Source organism: Planococcus sp. YIM B11945, from assembly GCF_050864155.1.
Lineage (GTDB): Bacteria > Bacillota > Bacilli > Bacillales_A > Planococcaceae > Planococcus.
Genome location: NZ_JBOZWR010000005.1, coordinates 25,634 through 41,753, shown reverse-complemented (window position 1 = coordinate 41,753; position 16,120 = coordinate 25,634). Strand labels below are relative to the sequence as shown.

Genomic DNA, 16,120 nt, shown 5'->3' with positions numbered 1-16,120 from the left:
AAGCGATTTTCTGCTCCAAGTTTTAAATCCTACACTAAGGCCTTATCTAATTTGTATATAATAGAAGAAACAGGAATTTTGATAAGTCATATTATTCACTTTTTATTCCATTTAGGTATTTTAAGTAAGAATAATGGCATTCCAACTATACTGCTAAAATAGGAAAAACGCCTTTAGAAAAATTGATTGCCATTGTAAAAATCGTTTTTCCGGAGACACCTAGCCAACAAAAACCCCGTAAAAACTCCAGCCTTTTCTGCCCATGAAAAAAAGCAATTCGCGAGAGGCGAATTGCTTTTTGTTTAGCGTAAAAAGTCCATTAAACTTGGTTGAATGATTTTGGCTGAAGCAGCGAGCGTTGCTTGATAAACACTTTCTTCGCTTTTCAGTTGAATCATCGCTTCTGCATAATCAACGTCTTCGATTTTCGACAACATCGATTTCAGTTGGATGTTGCTGTCGGCGACACGGTTTTCAACCGCTTCTACCCGGTTAAGCCGCGCGCCGTTTATAGCAGCTGCACTTAACATGCGATTCATATCGGCATCGATTTCGCTTAAATCTGCAGACGAGATGTCTTCGGAAATCTTGGAAAGTGTAGCAAAGATGTTGGCGTCTTTTGTGCCAAACAACTCATCCGCTGTGACATTCCCTTTGATGCTGACGCCGTCGCCAATTGCGAACATTTTGGAATCTTGGTTGATCGCCAAAGCATTCATGTCGATCTTGCCTTCTGAAGGAAATGGCGCTTCTTTCACGTTCGTTCCGTTAAACAAATACTTGCCGTTCACTTGGCTGTTGCCGAACGTGCGCATTTGTTCAGCTAACTGCGTAACTTCAGCTTGAATCGCCTGGCGATCTGTGTCGTTTAACGTTCCAGTGGTTCCTTTAACCGCCAGTTCGCGGACGCGCTGCATGACATCGACCATTTCGCCGATTGTCTGGTCGGTTTCATCCATCCACAACTTTGTTTCGGTGGTGTTGCGGTCGTATTGTTCGTTGGCAGCCAAAGCGCTTTTCAAATTCATCGCTTTTGAGACGCCGTTCGGGTCGTCAGACGGACGCTGAATTTTGTTGCCGGATGCCACTTGGTTGTTGATTTTGTTGAAGCGGTCCAAGTTTTGGTTCATCTGGCGAATTGAATTTTGCTGCATCATTTGCTGTGTGACTCTCATTTGTTTGCCCCCATTTACCTGCGATTAGTTCGCCATGCGGTTGATGATGGTATCAAGCATTTGATCCGTCATTGACACCAATCGTGCAGCCGCGCTGTATGAATGTTGATACATGATTAAATTCGCCATTTCTTCATCAAGCGAAACGCCGGTCACCGATTGGCGGCGGCTGTCTGTTGCCAGAAGTGCCGCTTCGTTGTTGGCCAATGTATTTTGAGAAGCTTGGCTTTTCGCACCAAGTTCACTGACTAGGCTTTGGAACAATCCTTTGGCGCTTGATCCCGCTGGAGCCGTGCTCGTTAAGTCCGTAAAGTTGGGATTAACACTCATGTTGTCAATTCCGTCTCCGCTAATCAAATCGCCGGTTTCCGCTTGAAACTGAGAAACCATTGTTTCCAATTGGCCTTTGACCGTTCCTACATTTTCCAACGATTGGACGATGCCGCCCAACTTTCCGCCCGTATCTTTCGTAATCGAAGCGGCTGTAAGCTCAGCTGGCGGTGTGGTGTTGTCTACAAGAGAAGCCCCATTCGACTTGATTGTGTACATGCCGCCCACTTCTTTTACTTCGATCGGCAACAGTTTGGCAAGCTCTTCCACTAATACATCGCGCTTATCTTTCAAATCATTCGACTGGCTGCCGTTTGCTTTGATGCTTTTGTTTAGTTCAGCAATTTGTTTTAGGTAATCATTCGCTTGCGCAACCGATTCGTCCAGCTGCAAGTTCAGATCCCCCTTGATGTTGTCCATCGATTTGTTCATCGATTTCGCTGTATCCAGAAACGCCGCTGCGCGTTCTTTTAAAACCGCTTTAGCTGCAGGGCTGTCAGGGTCGTTCGCCAAATCTTGGCGAGCCGCTTCCACTTGGTCCATCGCAGAACGAAGGCCAGTGTCGCTTGGTTCGTTGACCGCCATTTCCAAACGGTCGTATGTATCTTGCTCAATCGCCGCTTTGCCAAGGTTTGACGCTTGGTCGCGGTACTGGCTGTCGAGAAAGCGGTCTCTCACACGGGTGATCGAGTCAAGCGAGACGCCGGTCCCCAATTGGCCGGTGCCGTTCGCTGTCCAAATATCAAGCGAAGGCGACGCGCTGGAGTTTACTTGTTGGCGAGAATAGCCTTTCGTATTGGCGTTTGCGATGTTTTGGCCGGTCGTTGTAATGTTGGCCTGGGTAACCGCTAATCCGCGCTTGCCAAGCTCTAATCCGTGAAATGTTGAAACCATGTCTTTCCCTCTTTCCTGTTATCAAGCTTTTGTATCAAAAAACCCGCGGCTCGCTGTCGTTGATTTTGTTTGCATGGGCGATTGGTAATTGAAGTTTTGCTGTTTTGACTTTGTGACTTGCTCGATCATGTGCTGGACAAAATGGATCGCGTCTTTTAACAGCCGCTCGTTCACTTTGTTTTTTGCCTGCAAATCGGTCATGCCTTGCTGCAGAGCGGCCATTTGCATTTGCACTTTTTTCTGTGCCAGTTCATCACGCGTTTGGCTGATCGCTTCTTGGAAGCTAAGCGTTGGGTGTTGTTTGAGAAATTCTTCAACCAATTGCTCCCGTTCGCTTTCCAATGCACTAAGCCGATCGATGAGCCCCGCTTCTTGTTTCACCAGCTCATTCAAATCTTCTATTTTCCGTTCAATGATGATCAGCCGTTTTTGTTCTGCGACATCGAGCAATTGTTTTTGCACGTCGCTTAGTTCTTCTAGTTTTGCGGCGATTGCTGCGAGCATTTCTTAGCCTCCTCTGTTAAGGCCATCCCCTATTTGCCGAACCAGAAATTGAAAACTCCTTCAGCCACTTTATTGCTGTTGGCCTGGTAGTCGCCGGATTGGATCTGGGCTTTTAGCAGATTGATTTTTTCTTGCCGTTCCGTGTCTACTGCTTCTGTCTTTTTCTCAAACATTTCTTTTGCCTGGCTTGAGATTTGCAGCTGGTCTTCTTTTTGCGCCGATTTGGCTTTTGCTGTTGGAGCTACTTGCAGTTGCTTTTGATAAGATTGAATATAAGAAGAGCCTGTTGTCTTATCGATATTCATTCCCTCACCACCCTGCCGTTTTATTTGTCTTTCCTCAACTTCCAGTACTGTGCGGTTCTTTCGGTTGATCCGGCCGTTTGCTTGCTGCTGATCCCATCGGTCAGTTTTTCGCGCTTCAACGCTTTGTTGACGTCGTCGGAAAACTGCGTATAGCAGTCGGTGCAGAGCACTTGCCTTTTTATGAGTTTACCACAATGGGCACATTCGTAACCCAGATTGGGATAGTCTTCAGCGTAAACGCGGCCGTCGCGAATAAAATCAGCGATCCGTTTGAGCGAAACGCCGGTGAATTTGCTGACGTCCTCAGTAGTTGCATAGCGGTTATACGGACTTTTCAAAAATTCCGCCACGCTTTTAAATTCTTGCTCGATTTCTTGGAAACAATCTAAGCAGCAATCAGAATGATCTTTGAGAAACAACCTGCCACATCTGCTGCAATTATCTAGTCGGTCTGTCTGCATGTCCATCACCTGATTCTTTATCTCTTTATAAATAGTATATCGGCACGCTGTCCGAAATGTTTAGCAGAAATCTGATTTATTTCAGTAAAAAACGAGTAGCATTCAACAGCAAGAACCTGCCACTGAATGCTAACTTTTTTATTGCACTTTAAATTCTGTGACGAGTACGCGTTCCACTTCTCCGTGTTCAACAATCTTGCTTAGTTTATTGAATAGTTCTTTTTCCAATGTTTCAATGCCGTCTTTGCCGATCAATTGCTCTTTTGTAAAGCCTGCCACTGTCGAAATAATCGCTGCCCGCACTTCTGCCGTGCGTTTTTCCGCTTCGTGCTTCGCGTCTTCATCGCTCAATAAAATATTGAACTGGACGATGCCGAAATGGCCTTCTGATGCTAAATTCGTCGTAATGACATCTGTATCAATGCTAAGTGCGGCAACTTCTTCTGCCGTCAATGCTTTTTCTTCTTCAGCCCCCGCTTCCTTGTCTTTCAACAAGAAAAACCAAGCAGCCGCTCCAATTACGGCTACTGCGATAATTACGATTAACGTGCCTTTCATTTTCCCCATGCTGCACCTCTATTATTCTTTTTCTTCTGTATATGGTGAAATCAATACTTCCACTCGGCGATTTTCAGCCCGGCCTTTTTCGGTTTTGTTCGAAGTCAGCGGCTGGAATTCTCCGTAGCCTGTCGCGCTAAACTTTTTCGGATCGAGCTGGTCATTTTCAAGAAGCAACTTCATGAAATTGATGGCGCGTCCTGCGCTCAGTTCCCAGTTTGACGGGTATTTTCCTGATTGCGCGACCGGTACATTGTCCGTATGGCCTTCGATGTAAATGAACCGGGGTTTGTCCGTAATCAATAAGTTCGAAATTTCCACTGCAATTTTCTGCGCTTCTGCTGACATATCCGCACTTCCCGGCGTATAAAGCACGCCTTCTTTAATGGTCAAAAGCAAGCCTTTTGCTGTCAATTTGGTTTGCAATCGCGGTGCCAGCCCTTTTTCTTTAATATAGGTTTCCACTTTTTCCTGAAGGTCGCCTAATTCTTTAAAATCTTGTTCGACTGCGATTTCTTCTTTGCTTTTGCCAGCAGGATTTTCTTCGCTGACTTCGGGAATCGGCGACGTTTCTTCGAACGTTTCGACTGCGGCTTGCTGCTCCAAAACGCCTGTTCCGCCTTCCAACTCACTATTGAACGCCTGGGAAATGGCTTCGAATTTTTTCGAATCCACTTCACTGGCCGCAAACAAAACGATGAAAAGCGCCAAAAGCAGCGTCAAAATATCGGCGTAAGGAATGAGCCATGATTCGTCGACATGTTCTTCATGCTTTTTTTTACGCTTCAACTTCCGCACCTACTTTTTCTTCTTTTTCAAGAATCCGGTCTTTCGCCGGCAAGTACGTCAATAATTTTTCTTCTACGGTACGGACAGGAAGGCCTTCTTGCACCGCAAGCAATCCTTCCAGCATAATGAGCTTCATCTTCGCTTCTTGCTCCGATTTCCGCTTTAGTTTATTAGCGAATGGATGCCACAATACATACCCCGAGAAAATCCCGAACAGCGTCGCAATAAACGCGGCTGAAATCGATTTACCAAGCAAGGCCACATCGTCCAAATGGCCAAGTGCTGCAACCAAACCGATAACAGCGCCCAATACCCCAAGCGTCGGCGCGTACGTTCCAGCTTGGGTGAAAATTTTCGCTCCCAGTTCATGGCGTTCTTCCATTGCCGCGATTTCTTCTTCCATCAATTCGCGGATGTACTCTTGCGGCTGGCCGTCAACGACCATTTTCAAGCCGCGCTGCAAAAATGGGTCTTCCACTTCTTCCGCTTGTTCTTCCAAAGCCAAAAGCCCTTCTTTTCTTGCCGTCATGGCCCATCCAGTAAACATAGGAATCATTTCTTTGATCGAAAGTAATTTTGTATCCCCGAAAAGCACTTTGAACAAGCCCGGGATTTTCTTTATTTCGTTCATCGGAAAGGCAACCAGTATACAGGCCGCCGTTCCGGCGAATATGATGACCAATGCCGCCGGATTATACAGCGCAAGTGGATCCGATCCTTTTAAAATCATTCCGCCAACCAGTACACCAAATCCAAGTATTACGCCTAACCATGATGTTTTATCCACACCAAACCCTCATTTCACTCTTAAGATAATCTTTTTCTCTAGTTGCCTTTTGCAATGCCCATTGCCTGTTTCCATGTGTCACGCATGTCTAAGGCATAGCCTTCTACTTCTTCTAATATCGTTACGTCGTTTTTTGTGTTGGCTTCAATCAAGCGCGTGTACATGTATTCGTATAGCGCATCCAAATTCTCGGAGATTTCAATATCCATATCGAGCGTCATACGCAATTGTTGGGCAATTGCCTGGGCCTTGATGATATTCGTGTTTTTTTCCTGGTAGTTCTTTTCCGCCATTGCGCGTTTCGCCAGTTTGATGAATTTCAAACAGCCGTTGTACAGCATCAATGTCAACTCTTGCGGCGAAGCCGTCATTGCTGAGTTTTGCTGATACGCTTGGTAAGGATTAATCGTTGCCATTCGTGATCCTCCTAAAGGTCAATTCCGTTTATCAATAAACGATCCGTCGGTCGCCATGTTTTGGTAGGCGCCAATGTATTTTTGCGATACTTGCTTTGTTTGGTTCATGCGGTTGATTTGCTTCAAAAATGCTTGATGCAGACCGGTGATGAGCGGCTGAAGCTGCTGCTCCGCTTGTTGCAGCCGGCTGATGAGTATCCGGTCTTCGTCATTCCAACGGATGAATTTCTGCTGCATCAACGCATCCAAGCGAAGAATCGCTTTGCCTCTTTTGTCAAAAAGCGAATCCAGGTCTTCCAATTGTCCCGCTTCATTTTCTTTCATTTGTGCGTTAATCGCTTGGGCCTGTGCCAAAACATCTTCCGTTAACTGAAGGATGTGTTTTAAATCTGTTTGATAGTCAATCATTACGAGCCTCCAAACATATTCTGCTGCATCCATGTGCTTTGTGAGTTCATCTGGCTCAGTGCTTTTTCCATCGCGGTAAACTGGCGCCAGTATCGATCTTCGATAGTTGTTAATTTTTCTTGCCATCTGGCTATATCCTCATTCATTTGTTTAATTTTTTTTGAAATTGTGCTGTTATCTACTAAACTAGATGTGCTTCCCGCTTGACTACTTAAGTTTTTGACAATTTCATTAAGATTAGCATAGACTCGATCGCCAACGCCTTTTCCAGTTCCGGCATCTTTGTACGTAAATAACTGCATGACTTCATCAGGTTTTTCCGTTAATGCCGCTTTTAATTTGTCTTCATTAATGAAAAGCTTGCCACCTTCAGACCAGGAACCAGTACTAATGCCAATTTGAGAGAGAAGCCTGATATTTCCAGCTGGAATCTCTTTCACTTCATCCGTAAATGCTCTTCGCAAATCTTGTACCGCTTTTCTCAAAATAGGGTCGTTGCGTAGCAAACCACTTCTCGCCTTTTCTTCCCAAAGTTCAATTTCGTTATCCGACATATCTTTCTTTTGCTCGGCTGAAAGTGGTTGGAAATCCGAATAACGCTTTTCAACTAATTTCTTTTCGAGATCTGTGATTGTTTTATTATAACTTTCCACAAAATTTTTAATCATTTCTACCGGTTTATCCGGATTCGACTGTACATTAATTATTGATGCTCCTCCGCCAGCTTGGATAAGATTCAAAGTTAAGCCATTAACCGTTGTTTTATTTGTTGTTAAGCCATTGATTTCAATGCCATCAAATTTTATCGAACCATCTACGGCATTTGTAGTAGTTTGAGTTGATTTTCCATTATTCAACACTTTATCCGCTATCGTTTGATCGGCGAATTGAAGAGTGAAATTTTGTTTTTCACCCATACCTTTAGTAGAGATGAAGAATCTTGACGTTGTATTATCAAAGCTTGCACGCAGCTCTGGAATGCTCCCAGCCGTCTTATTTTGAAGCTCTCTAGCAATGTCTGCATAAGTCATGGTATCTGTGATTTTCACGTTAATATTTGTCGTGCCATTTGTTACTAATATTGTTCCTGCTATACCCATAACATCTGTTGATTTTGCTGCTTCATTGACCGTTTTCATAATAGGAGCTGCAGAGGTTAATGTAGCTGGTTTAGGCACACTAATCACTTCTACAGTATAGGAGCCATTCACCGCGCTGGCTGTGGTTTCAACGGTGACACTAGTCGAATTTGAAGAAGTTGCAGTGTATGCATTGAATGAAGATTCTAGACGTAGGTTACTCGCACTCGACCTCAAATTTGAAAACTCTAAGTTCATATCCCGTAATGCCGTCTGTTGCCATTCCGTAAATGTTTTTTGCTGTGTTAATTTATCTAAAGGCATTTTTTGAACGGCCATCATTTCTTTTACCAATGAATCCGTATCGATGCCTGAGGCTAATCCGCCTATTCGTAAAGCCATGTAGCATTCTCCTTCCAATTGTTACGCCTTATCGTCGATTATCAATCCCGCAAATTCCGCCATCGATGCGTACATGTCGAGGAATTTTTTTGAAGGGATTTCTTTTAACACTTCTTCTGTATTCGTATTGATGACTTGAACATAATAGACGTTCAGCTTTTCATGCAGCTGAAACTTTACTCCAGTCGTTACGGTTTCCAAGAATTCGTTCATTTCTTCCACTTTCGGAAGCAGTTTTTCTTTCGGGAAATTTTCTATTGTTTCTTCCATTACATGTTCTTTCAAAACTTGAACCGGAAAAACAGCTTCAATCGGCTCTAACTTTTTCGGATATCCAATGCTGGGCAGGTTTTGCACTTCCATCAGTAATTCCCCCTTATACTCGATCGTCTATTGGCTGAATATATAAGAAGCTTCAACCGTTCTCTATATTAGTTATCGGCATTCAGGAAGAAATTTTTAGGGGTATTTAAAATTAATATTTCGCAAAAAATAAAACCGATTCATTAAGAATCGGCTTTGCTCATGCGAAATTATTGAAATTGCGGGTGACACCATTTGTCCAGTGGTTGTTCAAGCCAGTCGGATCGTTCGATGCACCTACCGGGGCGTACTTAGCTCCAATTTCGGCAATTGTGCTTTTGCCTTGATCCAAATAGTTTTGTCGTAAATTCCGCGCCATGTCAAAAATGCTTTCTTCAACCGAGTTATAGCTTCGAAGGCCGTTCTTGCCCATCATGCCCGCCACGTTATTCTTTTCATTGGCAGCTCTCGATGAACCGTTGCCAGTTTCATGAATGGCAATTGATGAAAGTAGGTTCGGATCGATATTGTATTTCTTCCCGGCATTGATAAAGTGCACCGCTGCTCCGCTCAACTTCCCTTCAAGATCGCTGTCCATCTTCATGAACTGGACGGGCTTGAATTCCAAACTGCTTGGGTTTGCTGTGCTTGTAGCAACCGGAGTCAAGCTTGTATCAATTGGCTTTGATGTCGTTTGGCTTGTTTCAGCAGCCGGAGTGCTTACAGGATTAAACGTATTCGGCATTTGGATGAAGAATTGATTGTTTACGATCGGCTGTTGGGATAACGAAGGCGTTTGTTGTTGCGCTCCCTGCATCGCTGCCTGCAAAAGCATCATAAACAACGAATTGCTGTCCATGCCGCTTCCGATTGGACTCATGGAAGATCCCGTTTGATTTATAGAAGGCATAGCTTGTGTCATAGATGCCATATTCATGTAGTTTAGCAAGTTAGAAGAAATTGGACTTGTCATTAATAAATTTCCCACCCTTTGGTAAAGTGAACGCATGATAATTCTACTAGATATCGAAGGTAAAAAGAATAGGAGAAATGATGGAGGGAAAATAAAAAAGGGGTATACAAAGATAATTGGCTAAAGCTAAAGGAGGGTTAGTAATGCATGATCTAGTATGTGAAAAATTACTTGGTGACGGATGTTTAACAAAACAAGATAGAAGAAAACCACGCTTTCAGTTTACCCATTCCATTAAAGATAAAGGTTGGAGTGATCATTGTTATGAACAATTGTCTTCTTTTCTTCCTTTAAGCCCTCCTAAGTACAGAAAGATTATCGATAACCGAGTCAAAGCCGGTTTTACAGAATGTTATACGGTTCAGTCGCGAACTTCAAAAGAAATTTCTGCTCTTTATGAAATCTGGTATCCTCAATCAAAAAAAGTATTGCCTGTTGCTTATATCAAAGAATATTTTAATGAGAAGTCCTTAGCTTGGTAGTATCAGGACGATGGCCATTTTAAGCAACAGAAGGGCATTCCCAAAAAAGTAATTTTATCGACTGACAGCTTTTCTTTATTAGAAAATCAGTTTCTAATTGTCTTCCTCTATGAAAAATTTAATCTTCTCTTTTCCCTAGACGCTCAAAATCGACTCATCTTATATGATCAATTTCAAATTATCTACTTTTTGAAATTGATCGAACCTTTTATTCATGGGTCTATGTGCAGAAAAACATTGATGCCAAGCGAACCTAAGAAAATCGCATCGCGTTCAACCATTTACTTGCCAATAGATTTCATCCTTACAAAACCGACTACCGAAATTAATGAGCAATATAAGAAACTCCCATTATTAGCCGCTTTAACTGAAGATCCAGCAAAATTCTTTAAAAGCTATGTTTCTATGCGAAATCATTTGATAGCTACAAAACCCTATCAAATAAAAATAAACGATGATCCAAGGAAAATTCTTAGCCGATTAAAACAAAAGACCGGATTGAACGTGAGCCAATTAACCGAGTTGTGCTTTCAGTTATAAATATTAGTTAAAGCTTTTCAATGAAATAAGGTATGCCGCTGCGCTTCAAGAATGCCATATTCTTCTGGCAAGGCATTTAACTCTGCGTTTAGTCTTTCAATTTCATTTACAGAAAGGGTATTGTCTGCTGCATATACAGCTATATCTTTCATTTGTTGCAATAGCAACTCCATTTCACCTAACAACTGAATTTGTTCTTTAGTCCATTGAAGCTTTTGTTCAAGATGCTCTTTGTACATTTTAATTCCTCCGAATTAAAAAAAGCCATGGATAAATCCACAGCCTTTAAACTTATAATCTTAAATTAATCGAACCGCCAATATGAGGTTGAACAGATTGTTCCATCATTTTAACGTTAGAATCTTGAAGCATGTTAATAATGCCTTGTCCGTTAGATTCTGCTTGGTCCATCGTCTTTTTCATGACCGAAACCGTTGCTTCTTGGCGAATGCTTGCTTGGCTCAATGCCATTGATAATGCGGCAATATCCATGAGATTTCCCCCTTATAGAAAAAGGAGCCTAATAAATAGGCTCCCATTTTTATCTTAAGATTAACGTAGCAATTGAAGAACTGCTTGCGGAGCCTGATTTGCTTGCGCTAGCATTGCTTGTGCTGCTTGGCTAAGAATCGAGTTCTTAGTTTGGTTCATCATCTCTTTCGCCATCGTGCGAACATTTACTTTCATAAATGACTAGACTATATCTTCACCCTCTAGTGTTAGTAGGGGTCGGGCACTTCGGATCAATCAGTGCTGATGTACACTGTGTCACCTACGGATTTCATCACCATAGCTTGCGCCTTAGATGGTCTATCCTAGTCGTTGAACCTTCTCCACTCTTTCGAGACAGGAGCTTGGCTGCTGATTGCCCAATCTTTTATTTTTTCAAACCGTCACGTCTGCCGTTTCCAGCTGCGTTGTGGCAATAAAAGCTATAAGGGGTTTCCAGCAATTCACCCGATCGTAATCTCTAACCGTTACCAGTTAGGACGACTGTACCTCTGCTCGCTTACGCGGCTTCGGCATAATCAACGTCGCGGATACGTGATTCCGCAGCTGTTAGGTTTTCAGAAGTACTAGATAAGTTGTTGATTGTATGTTCTAGTCTGTTTGAAGCTGCACCCATCTTAGATCTTTCCAAAGAAACATTATCAATCGCTTTTTGAATAACTGTAATTGCTGCTTGTGCACCAGTTGCAGTTGTTACATCAATCGACTTCGTATTTAAAGAATCTGCATCGCTGTTCATCTTGTTAATAGAAAGTCCTAGCTGTTGGTCAGTAGAATTTTCAGAACCAATTTGAAGAGTAACTTTGTCATTAGTGTTTGTAACAACAGTTCCAACAGTAGCTGCTTCTGTCCAGTTAGCGCTCACACCAATTTTGACTCCTAATTGACTGAAATCTAAAACACCAGCATCGCCTTCTGTATTTGTAACTGTTTGCGCATTACCTTTTCCATCTGATAATTCCATTCCATCAGTTGTCTTAGCTAGTGTATAAGTTGTACCACTTTCCGCTCCACTAATATCAATAGAAGTTACACCTGCAGTCCCCACTGCCATAGTAGAAGCAGCATCCAATTGCGTTCCAAATTTACCGTCAATTAATGTTTGTCCATTGAATTTGGTAGCAGAAGCGATTCTATCAATTTCAGTATTTAAAGCTGTAACTTCATCTTTAACAGCAGTTCTATCATTTTCACTTAACGTACCGTTTGCAGCTTGAGTAGCTAGTTCGTTCATACGCTGTAAAATAGAATGTGTTTCATTCAAAGCGCCTTCTGCAGTTTGTAGCAATGAAATACCGTCTTGAGCATTTTTTCCTGCTTGTTCTAATCCACGAATTTGTCCGCGCATTTTTTCAGAAATTGAAAGACCTGCTGCATCATCTTTCGCGCTGTTGATGCGAAGACCTGAAGACAATTTTTCCATGCTGTTTGCCTGAGCGCTGCTTGCTGTGCTCAATTGGCGGTGTGTGTTTAAAGCTGTGATATTGTGATTGATAATCATTTTGTATTACCTCCGTGTAATATGTTTTTTTGTTTTTGTCAGGGTTCAAATCCGTTTGAACTTCCTTACATAATTTATATCGGGGGGTTTAAGAAAATGTTTAGCGTTTTTTAAAACTTTTTTATATTCTTTTTTAAAAAAGAAAAAGCCTGCATCAAATCTGCAGACTCCTCATTATTATTGTTTCTTCATATTCAAAAAATCACTCAAGTTAATAACATTCGACATCGCCCGTTTGTTCTCTTCTTGAATCTCCAAGTACACTTCTTTCCGGTGGATCGTAATATGCTTTGGCGCATTGATGCCAAGTTTCACTGTTTCCCCTTCAACCGCCGTGACGATGATTTCGATGTCGTCGTCGATGATGATGGATTCGCCTTTTTTTCTTCCGAGTACGAGCATCGCTTACACCTGCCTTGCGTCAGCTGTTTGGAATAACGGCTGTTTGATTTGGTAAGTTTTATTGTCCAGGACAATTTGCATGCCGAGCTGTTGGGCGTTGTTGATGACGAGCGGCGCTTTAAGGTTCGTTGTTGCGTCTTTCATCTCGCCTTTGACAGTGACGGTTGTTAGGACGATGGCATCTGATGGGTCTTCCAGTGCAAGACGCTCGACCTGTTGATCTGCGAGCTTCACGTCGTAGTCTTCAAAGAATGAAAACGGATCGACCAAAAAGAAGCTGACTTCTGCGTGTTCAGTCGACTGAAGGAAAAAGAACGGCGTCTCGCCTGTTTCATCTGCTGGCAGCAACACGTACTCTTTGTAATCTTCGAAGCCTGGAATGCCTTTGGCAAATGTAATGACGCGGTTCTCTGGCAGCTCCAGTTCACCGAAACGTTCTGTTTGGATTTTCATTTTGTATTCCCTCGTTTCTTTGCGGTTTTCATGCTAGTTCTTATTTTTGCACAAACGGGATTTATTAAACAGTTTAATCATCAAATTTATGTACAAGTAGAAAGTTAAGTCTTCTTTTGGATTGCTTGTTGCTCTTCTTCATAAACCATATACCAGTAATTCGACTGATCCAATTTGGCGATTGCTTCTTTAGTTTCAAGAGTGCCGTCAGCTTTAAAATAACAGGCGATAATCCGTTCCGTTCCCGGCTCCGCGTCATCATAACGGTAAATCATTAAAGCGACAGACTGTTGTACGGCATTCTTTTTAGCAACCATGCAATTCAAAGCGGAAATTTTTTCTCCAGATGCGATTCGCTGGATTCCTATGACATTATGCGGAACGAAGCCCTCATCGGTTTTCGAAAAAAGTTTTTCAATGGTTTCTATAGCTTTTCCCCAAACATTCTCGCGTTCCAAGTGAAGCGCAAGGTATGCATAGTTCTCGGAATCTTTTGGATCCCATTTCCACCAAGACAAGTCCATCGGTCGCGAACGTCCTTTTGTCTGGTCAAACTTTGAATCTTCTATAAAGGCATCGAACCCCAGCATTTCACCAAGCGTCGCAAAATGTGCGATTTCCCGCTGTGTTAACATTGAGCGATTATGGTCATTAGATAAATTCAAGCGCCGGTAATTGCGAACGTACCCTTCAAAAAACTACATCAAATCAAAATATTGCTTATCCATGCGTTTCCTCTTTTCCAGTGGTTTACCTCCCCTATCTTTACACAAAGAGAATTTTTTAGACAGGAATTATTCTTCACGCATTAAAGGAGAATGCTCATTTAATGGAGAAATAAAATCTTGGAGGCGATGAGTTGAAAAAACGATTGGTGATTTTTGGAGCAATTCTGCTGGCTGCGGTTCTTCTCTACAGCTTGACCTATATTCCGCGCCACATTACTAACCTGACTCCGTCTGATATCTCAAAAATCACCGTTTTTGACGGTGGCAAGGGATTTGAAGTGGAAATTAAGGAGAAAGCAGACATTGCCCATATTATCCAGAATTTAAACAGCGTGACGTTTCAAAAAGACAAACCGTCACTCGGCTATATGGGTTATAGTTTCAACATGACTATTTACAATGACAAGGGAAAAGCTGTCAAGGAACTGATCATTAATTCAGCGGACACCATCCGCTCGAAAGGCTTTTTCTATACAGCCAAAAACCAGGCGATTGATTATGACTATATTGCCGGTTTTTTCGAAGAGTAACGTTGTTTTCCCAAATAAAAACAGCACCCATTTTCCACGGGTGCTGTCTGATTAAGCAATCCAATCTTCTTCCGGAATATCCATTGCTTCTTTTTTCGCGTAATAGCGGCCTTTTGTCAGCACCGCGAGCACCACTGTCATAGTCGCAGCTAAAATCGCTGCGAAAAACGCGGCTGTGCTTTGCAGGAACGTGCCCATGTAACCGAGCGCTGCGATCGTACCGAGTGCGGTCGGCACGAGAAGTGAAATGACGCCGACGGGATTCCATTTATACAAATTCACTCGTCTGGATTCGTAATAGCCCGGCCCGATTTTCAAGAGCTTTTTCACGATCAGGGCATCGGCTACCAAAATCGCAGCCCAGCTCATAAGCGCCACGCCTTGGAACGTCATCGCCATGTCCAAATGGTCGATGATGCCGCCAAGCATCAATGCCATTGCGACTACGCCTGCCACCACGACCCAAAAGCGCCGGCCTGGCGTAAAGTTGAACATGCTTTCGAAAAAACTCGAAAGCGACAGCGAGCTGCTGTAAATATTCGTGATGTTGATGCGGATTTGCGTAAGTGCCGTGAACAGCACGCCGCCAAGCCCCAGCAAGACTACAATGTAGACACCGGGGTTTGATTCGCCTAAGGTCACGCCGAACCAAATGCCAAGGCCGCCCATGACGCCGAAACAGAAAATCTGCGGGATAAACCCAATGGCGATTGAGCCGATTTTCAAGTCTTTCGGCTTCAGGAAACGCGCGTAATCCGAAGCGATCAGCGCCGTCAGCCCCATTATGCCATGCTGCATGCCGATGCAAAGAAGCAGTGCTGTGCCGCCGGCTTGGACTCCTTCAGGCATGTAGGTCCAAAAACTTCCTTCATATAAAGAAGGCCGGTTGAACGCAAAGACGATGGCCGCGATCAAAAATGCGCCGAAAAGCGGCAATGACCATTTCTGCAATTTGTCCAATTGTTTGATGCCAAACCAGTTTAGCGGAATGACGATGGTGCCGAAGACGACAATTAAAATCCACATGGGGATTGCGGGGAAATAAGCATGGATGGCGGACACCAGGATCATGCCTTCGAAAGCACAATACATGATAAAATTCGATGCGTAAATTAATGAGGTTAATGAGGCTCCGATATAGCCGAATCCTCCGCGGGATAACAAATTGACGTTCATGCCGGATTTTGCGGATAAATACACAATGATGGAGCCGAGGATTCCTGCAACAATGATGGCGTAAACCGCTGAAATGATGGCATTTACCGCTCCAAATTGAAGCGCCATAACACTGCCCATCTGAAAATAAAAAATAGCTGTCGCAATGCCGAACGTGATGTTCATGATGCTCAGCCAACCCATCTTCCGTTCTTCCCGCGGTACGCGGTCAAACGAATAATCTCCTGGCATTTCCGGGGGCTTTGGCTCCTTCTCAAAAAACTCGCGATCTGCAGTAATATCAGATCTCATTCAATCAACTTCCTTTCTTTTATGGCCTTATTGAAAAACGGAAACCCTTCTCGCTTTTCCCGTACAATAATAAAAAAAACAGGTGGCATCACCCGCCCACAAAAAAATCTCGTTGGACAGATA

General features: G+C 43.2%; 24 protein-coding genes. 3 read left to right on the top strand and 21 right to left on the bottom strand.

Annotated features, from left to right (window positions below; all coding sequences use genetic code 11):
* Positions 1-302: 302 nt before the first annotated feature.
* The 13 genes from flgL to ACRRQV_RS11460 form a co-directional block, all read right to left on the bottom strand.
* On the bottom strand, positions 303-1,175 hold the full coding sequence (gene flgL, locus ACRRQV_RS11520; RefSeq protein WP_432530926.1) for a flagellar hook-associated protein FlgL: 873 nt from the start codon (positions 1,173-1,175) through the stop codon (positions 303-305).
* A 24-nt stretch (positions 1,176-1,199) separates the two neighbouring features.
* Complete coding sequence (gene flgK / locus ACRRQV_RS11515; RefSeq protein ID WP_432530924.1) at positions 1,200-2,399, bottom strand: flagellar hook-associated protein FlgK; 1,200 nt, start codon at positions 2,397-2,399, stop codon at positions 1,200-1,202.
* Positions 2,400-2,420: 21 nt separating this feature from the next.
* Positions 2,421-2,903, bottom strand: a complete 483-nt coding sequence (locus ACRRQV_RS11510; RefSeq protein WP_432530922.1) for a flagellar protein FlgN — start codon at positions 2,901-2,903, stop codon at positions 2,421-2,423.
* A gap of 29 nt (positions 2,904-2,932) precedes the next feature.
* On the bottom strand, positions 2,933-3,208 hold the full coding sequence (gene flgM, locus ACRRQV_RS11505; protein WP_432530920.1) for a flagellar biosynthesis anti-sigma factor FlgM: 276 nt from the start codon (positions 3,206-3,208) through the stop codon (positions 2,933-2,935).
* Positions 3,209-3,228: 20 nt separating this feature from the next.
* Complete coding sequence (locus tag ACRRQV_RS11500; protein ID WP_432530918.1) at positions 3,229-3,546, bottom strand: hypothetical protein; 318 nt, start codon at positions 3,544-3,546, stop codon at positions 3,229-3,231.
* A 261-nt stretch (positions 3,547-3,807) separates the two neighbouring features.
* Positions 3,808-4,227, bottom strand: a complete 420-nt coding sequence (locus tag ACRRQV_RS11495; RefSeq protein ID WP_432530916.1) for a flagellar basal body-associated FliL family protein — start codon at positions 4,225-4,227, stop codon at positions 3,808-3,810.
* A 21-nt stretch (positions 4,228-4,248) separates the two neighbouring features.
* Positions 4,249-5,016, bottom strand: coding sequence for a flagellar motor protein MotB (gene motB, locus ACRRQV_RS11490; protein WP_432530914.1), 768 nt, complete (start codon positions 5,014-5,016; stop codon positions 4,249-4,251).
* Positions 5,006-5,803 (bottom strand): flagellar motor stator protein MotA, encoded by a 798-nt coding sequence (gene motA / locus ACRRQV_RS11485; RefSeq protein ID WP_432530912.1) that lies wholly within the window; start codon positions 5,801-5,803, stop codon positions 5,006-5,008. The genes motB and motA overlap by 11 nt, the downstream gene beginning before the upstream one ends.
* Positions 5,804-5,841: 38 nt before the next feature.
* Complete coding sequence (gene fliS / locus ACRRQV_RS11480; RefSeq protein WP_432530909.1) at positions 5,842-6,219, bottom strand: flagellar export chaperone FliS; 378 nt, start codon at positions 6,217-6,219, stop codon at positions 5,842-5,844.
* Positions 6,220-6,237: 18 nt separating this feature from the next.
* Positions 6,238-6,627, bottom strand: coding sequence for a flagellar protein FliT (locus tag ACRRQV_RS11475; RefSeq protein ID WP_432530907.1), 390 nt, complete (start codon positions 6,625-6,627; stop codon positions 6,238-6,240).
* Complete coding sequence (gene fliD / locus ACRRQV_RS11470; RefSeq protein WP_432530905.1) at positions 6,627-8,108, bottom strand: flagellar filament capping protein FliD; 1,482 nt, start codon at positions 8,106-8,108, stop codon at positions 6,627-6,629. The genes ACRRQV_RS11475 and fliD overlap by 1 nt, the downstream gene beginning before the upstream one ends.
* Before the next feature lie 21 nt (positions 8,109-8,129).
* Complete coding sequence (gene flaG, locus ACRRQV_RS11465) at positions 8,130-8,471, bottom strand: flagellar protein FlaG (protein ID WP_432530903.1); 342 nt, start codon at positions 8,469-8,471, stop codon at positions 8,130-8,132.
* A 160-nt stretch (positions 8,472-8,631) separates the two neighbouring features.
* Entirely contained in the window at positions 8,632-9,348 is a 717-nt protein-coding gene (locus ACRRQV_RS11460; protein ID WP_432530901.1) for a glucosaminidase domain-containing protein, read from the bottom strand.
* Positions 9,349-9,527: 179 nt separating this feature from the next.
* Between ACRRQV_RS11460 and ACRRQV_RS11455 the strand changes: the two genes are divergently transcribed.
* Positions 9,528-9,866 (top strand): hypothetical protein, encoded by a 339-nt coding sequence (locus tag ACRRQV_RS11455; RefSeq protein ID WP_432530900.1) that lies wholly within the window; start codon positions 9,528-9,530, stop codon positions 9,864-9,866.
* 237 nt (positions 9,867-10,103) lie between these two features.
* Positions 10,104-10,406 (top strand): hypothetical protein, encoded by a 303-nt coding sequence (locus ACRRQV_RS11450; RefSeq protein WP_432530898.1) that lies wholly within the window; start codon positions 10,104-10,106, stop codon positions 10,404-10,406.
* Between the two features lie 17 nt (positions 10,407-10,423).
* Here the strand turns inward: ACRRQV_RS11450 and ACRRQV_RS11445 are convergent, their stop codons facing one another.
* From ACRRQV_RS11445 to ACRRQV_RS11415, 7 genes are all read right to left on the bottom strand, one after another.
* Entirely contained in the window at positions 10,424-10,645 is a 222-nt protein-coding gene (locus tag ACRRQV_RS11445; protein WP_432530896.1) for a hypothetical protein, read from the bottom strand.
* Positions 10,646-10,697: 52 nt separating this feature from the next.
* Positions 10,698-10,898 carry a YjfB family protein gene (locus ACRRQV_RS11440; RefSeq protein ID WP_432530894.1) on the bottom strand — a complete coding sequence of 67 codons (201 nt, stop codon included), beginning with the start codon at positions 10,896-10,898 and terminating at the stop codon, positions 10,698-10,700.
* A 60-nt stretch (positions 10,899-10,958) separates the two neighbouring features.
* The gene (locus ACRRQV_RS11435) at positions 10,959-11,057 is read right to left on the bottom strand and encodes a flagellin (protein WP_432531316.1); all 99 of its coding nucleotides are present in this window, start codon (positions 11,055-11,057) and stop codon (positions 10,959-10,961) included.
* Between the two features lie 358 nt (positions 11,058-11,415).
* Positions 11,416-12,417: a flagellin gene (locus ACRRQV_RS11430; RefSeq protein WP_432530892.1), complete on the bottom strand. Its 1,002-nt coding sequence runs from the start codon at positions 12,415-12,417 to the stop codon at positions 11,416-11,418.
* 177 nt (positions 12,418-12,594) lie between these two features.
* Entirely contained in the window at positions 12,595-12,819 is a 225-nt protein-coding gene (gene csrA, locus ACRRQV_RS11425) for a carbon storage regulator CsrA (protein ID WP_432530890.1), read from the bottom strand.
* 3 nt (positions 12,820-12,822) lie between these two features.
* Positions 12,823-13,272, bottom strand: a complete 450-nt coding sequence (gene fliW / locus ACRRQV_RS11420) for a flagellar assembly protein FliW (protein ID WP_432530888.1) — start codon at positions 13,270-13,272, stop codon at positions 12,823-12,825.
* A 104-nt stretch (positions 13,273-13,376) separates the two neighbouring features.
* Positions 13,377-13,907, bottom strand: coding sequence for a hypothetical protein (locus ACRRQV_RS11415; RefSeq protein ID WP_432530886.1), 531 nt, complete (start codon positions 13,905-13,907; stop codon positions 13,377-13,379).
* Between the two features lie 224 nt (positions 13,908-14,131).
* Between ACRRQV_RS11415 and ACRRQV_RS11410 the strand changes: the two genes are divergently transcribed.
* Positions 14,132-14,530, top strand: a complete 399-nt coding sequence (locus tag ACRRQV_RS11410; protein ID WP_432530884.1) for a hypothetical protein — start codon at positions 14,132-14,134, stop codon at positions 14,528-14,530.
* A 51-nt stretch (positions 14,531-14,581) separates the two neighbouring features.
* Here ACRRQV_RS11410 and ACRRQV_RS11405 read toward each other — a convergent pair whose 3' ends face one another.
* Positions 14,582-15,997 (bottom strand): purine-cytosine permease family protein, encoded by a 1,416-nt coding sequence (locus ACRRQV_RS11405; protein WP_432530882.1) that lies wholly within the window; start codon positions 15,995-15,997, stop codon positions 14,582-14,584.
* Positions 15,998-16,120 lie beyond the last annotated feature (123 nt).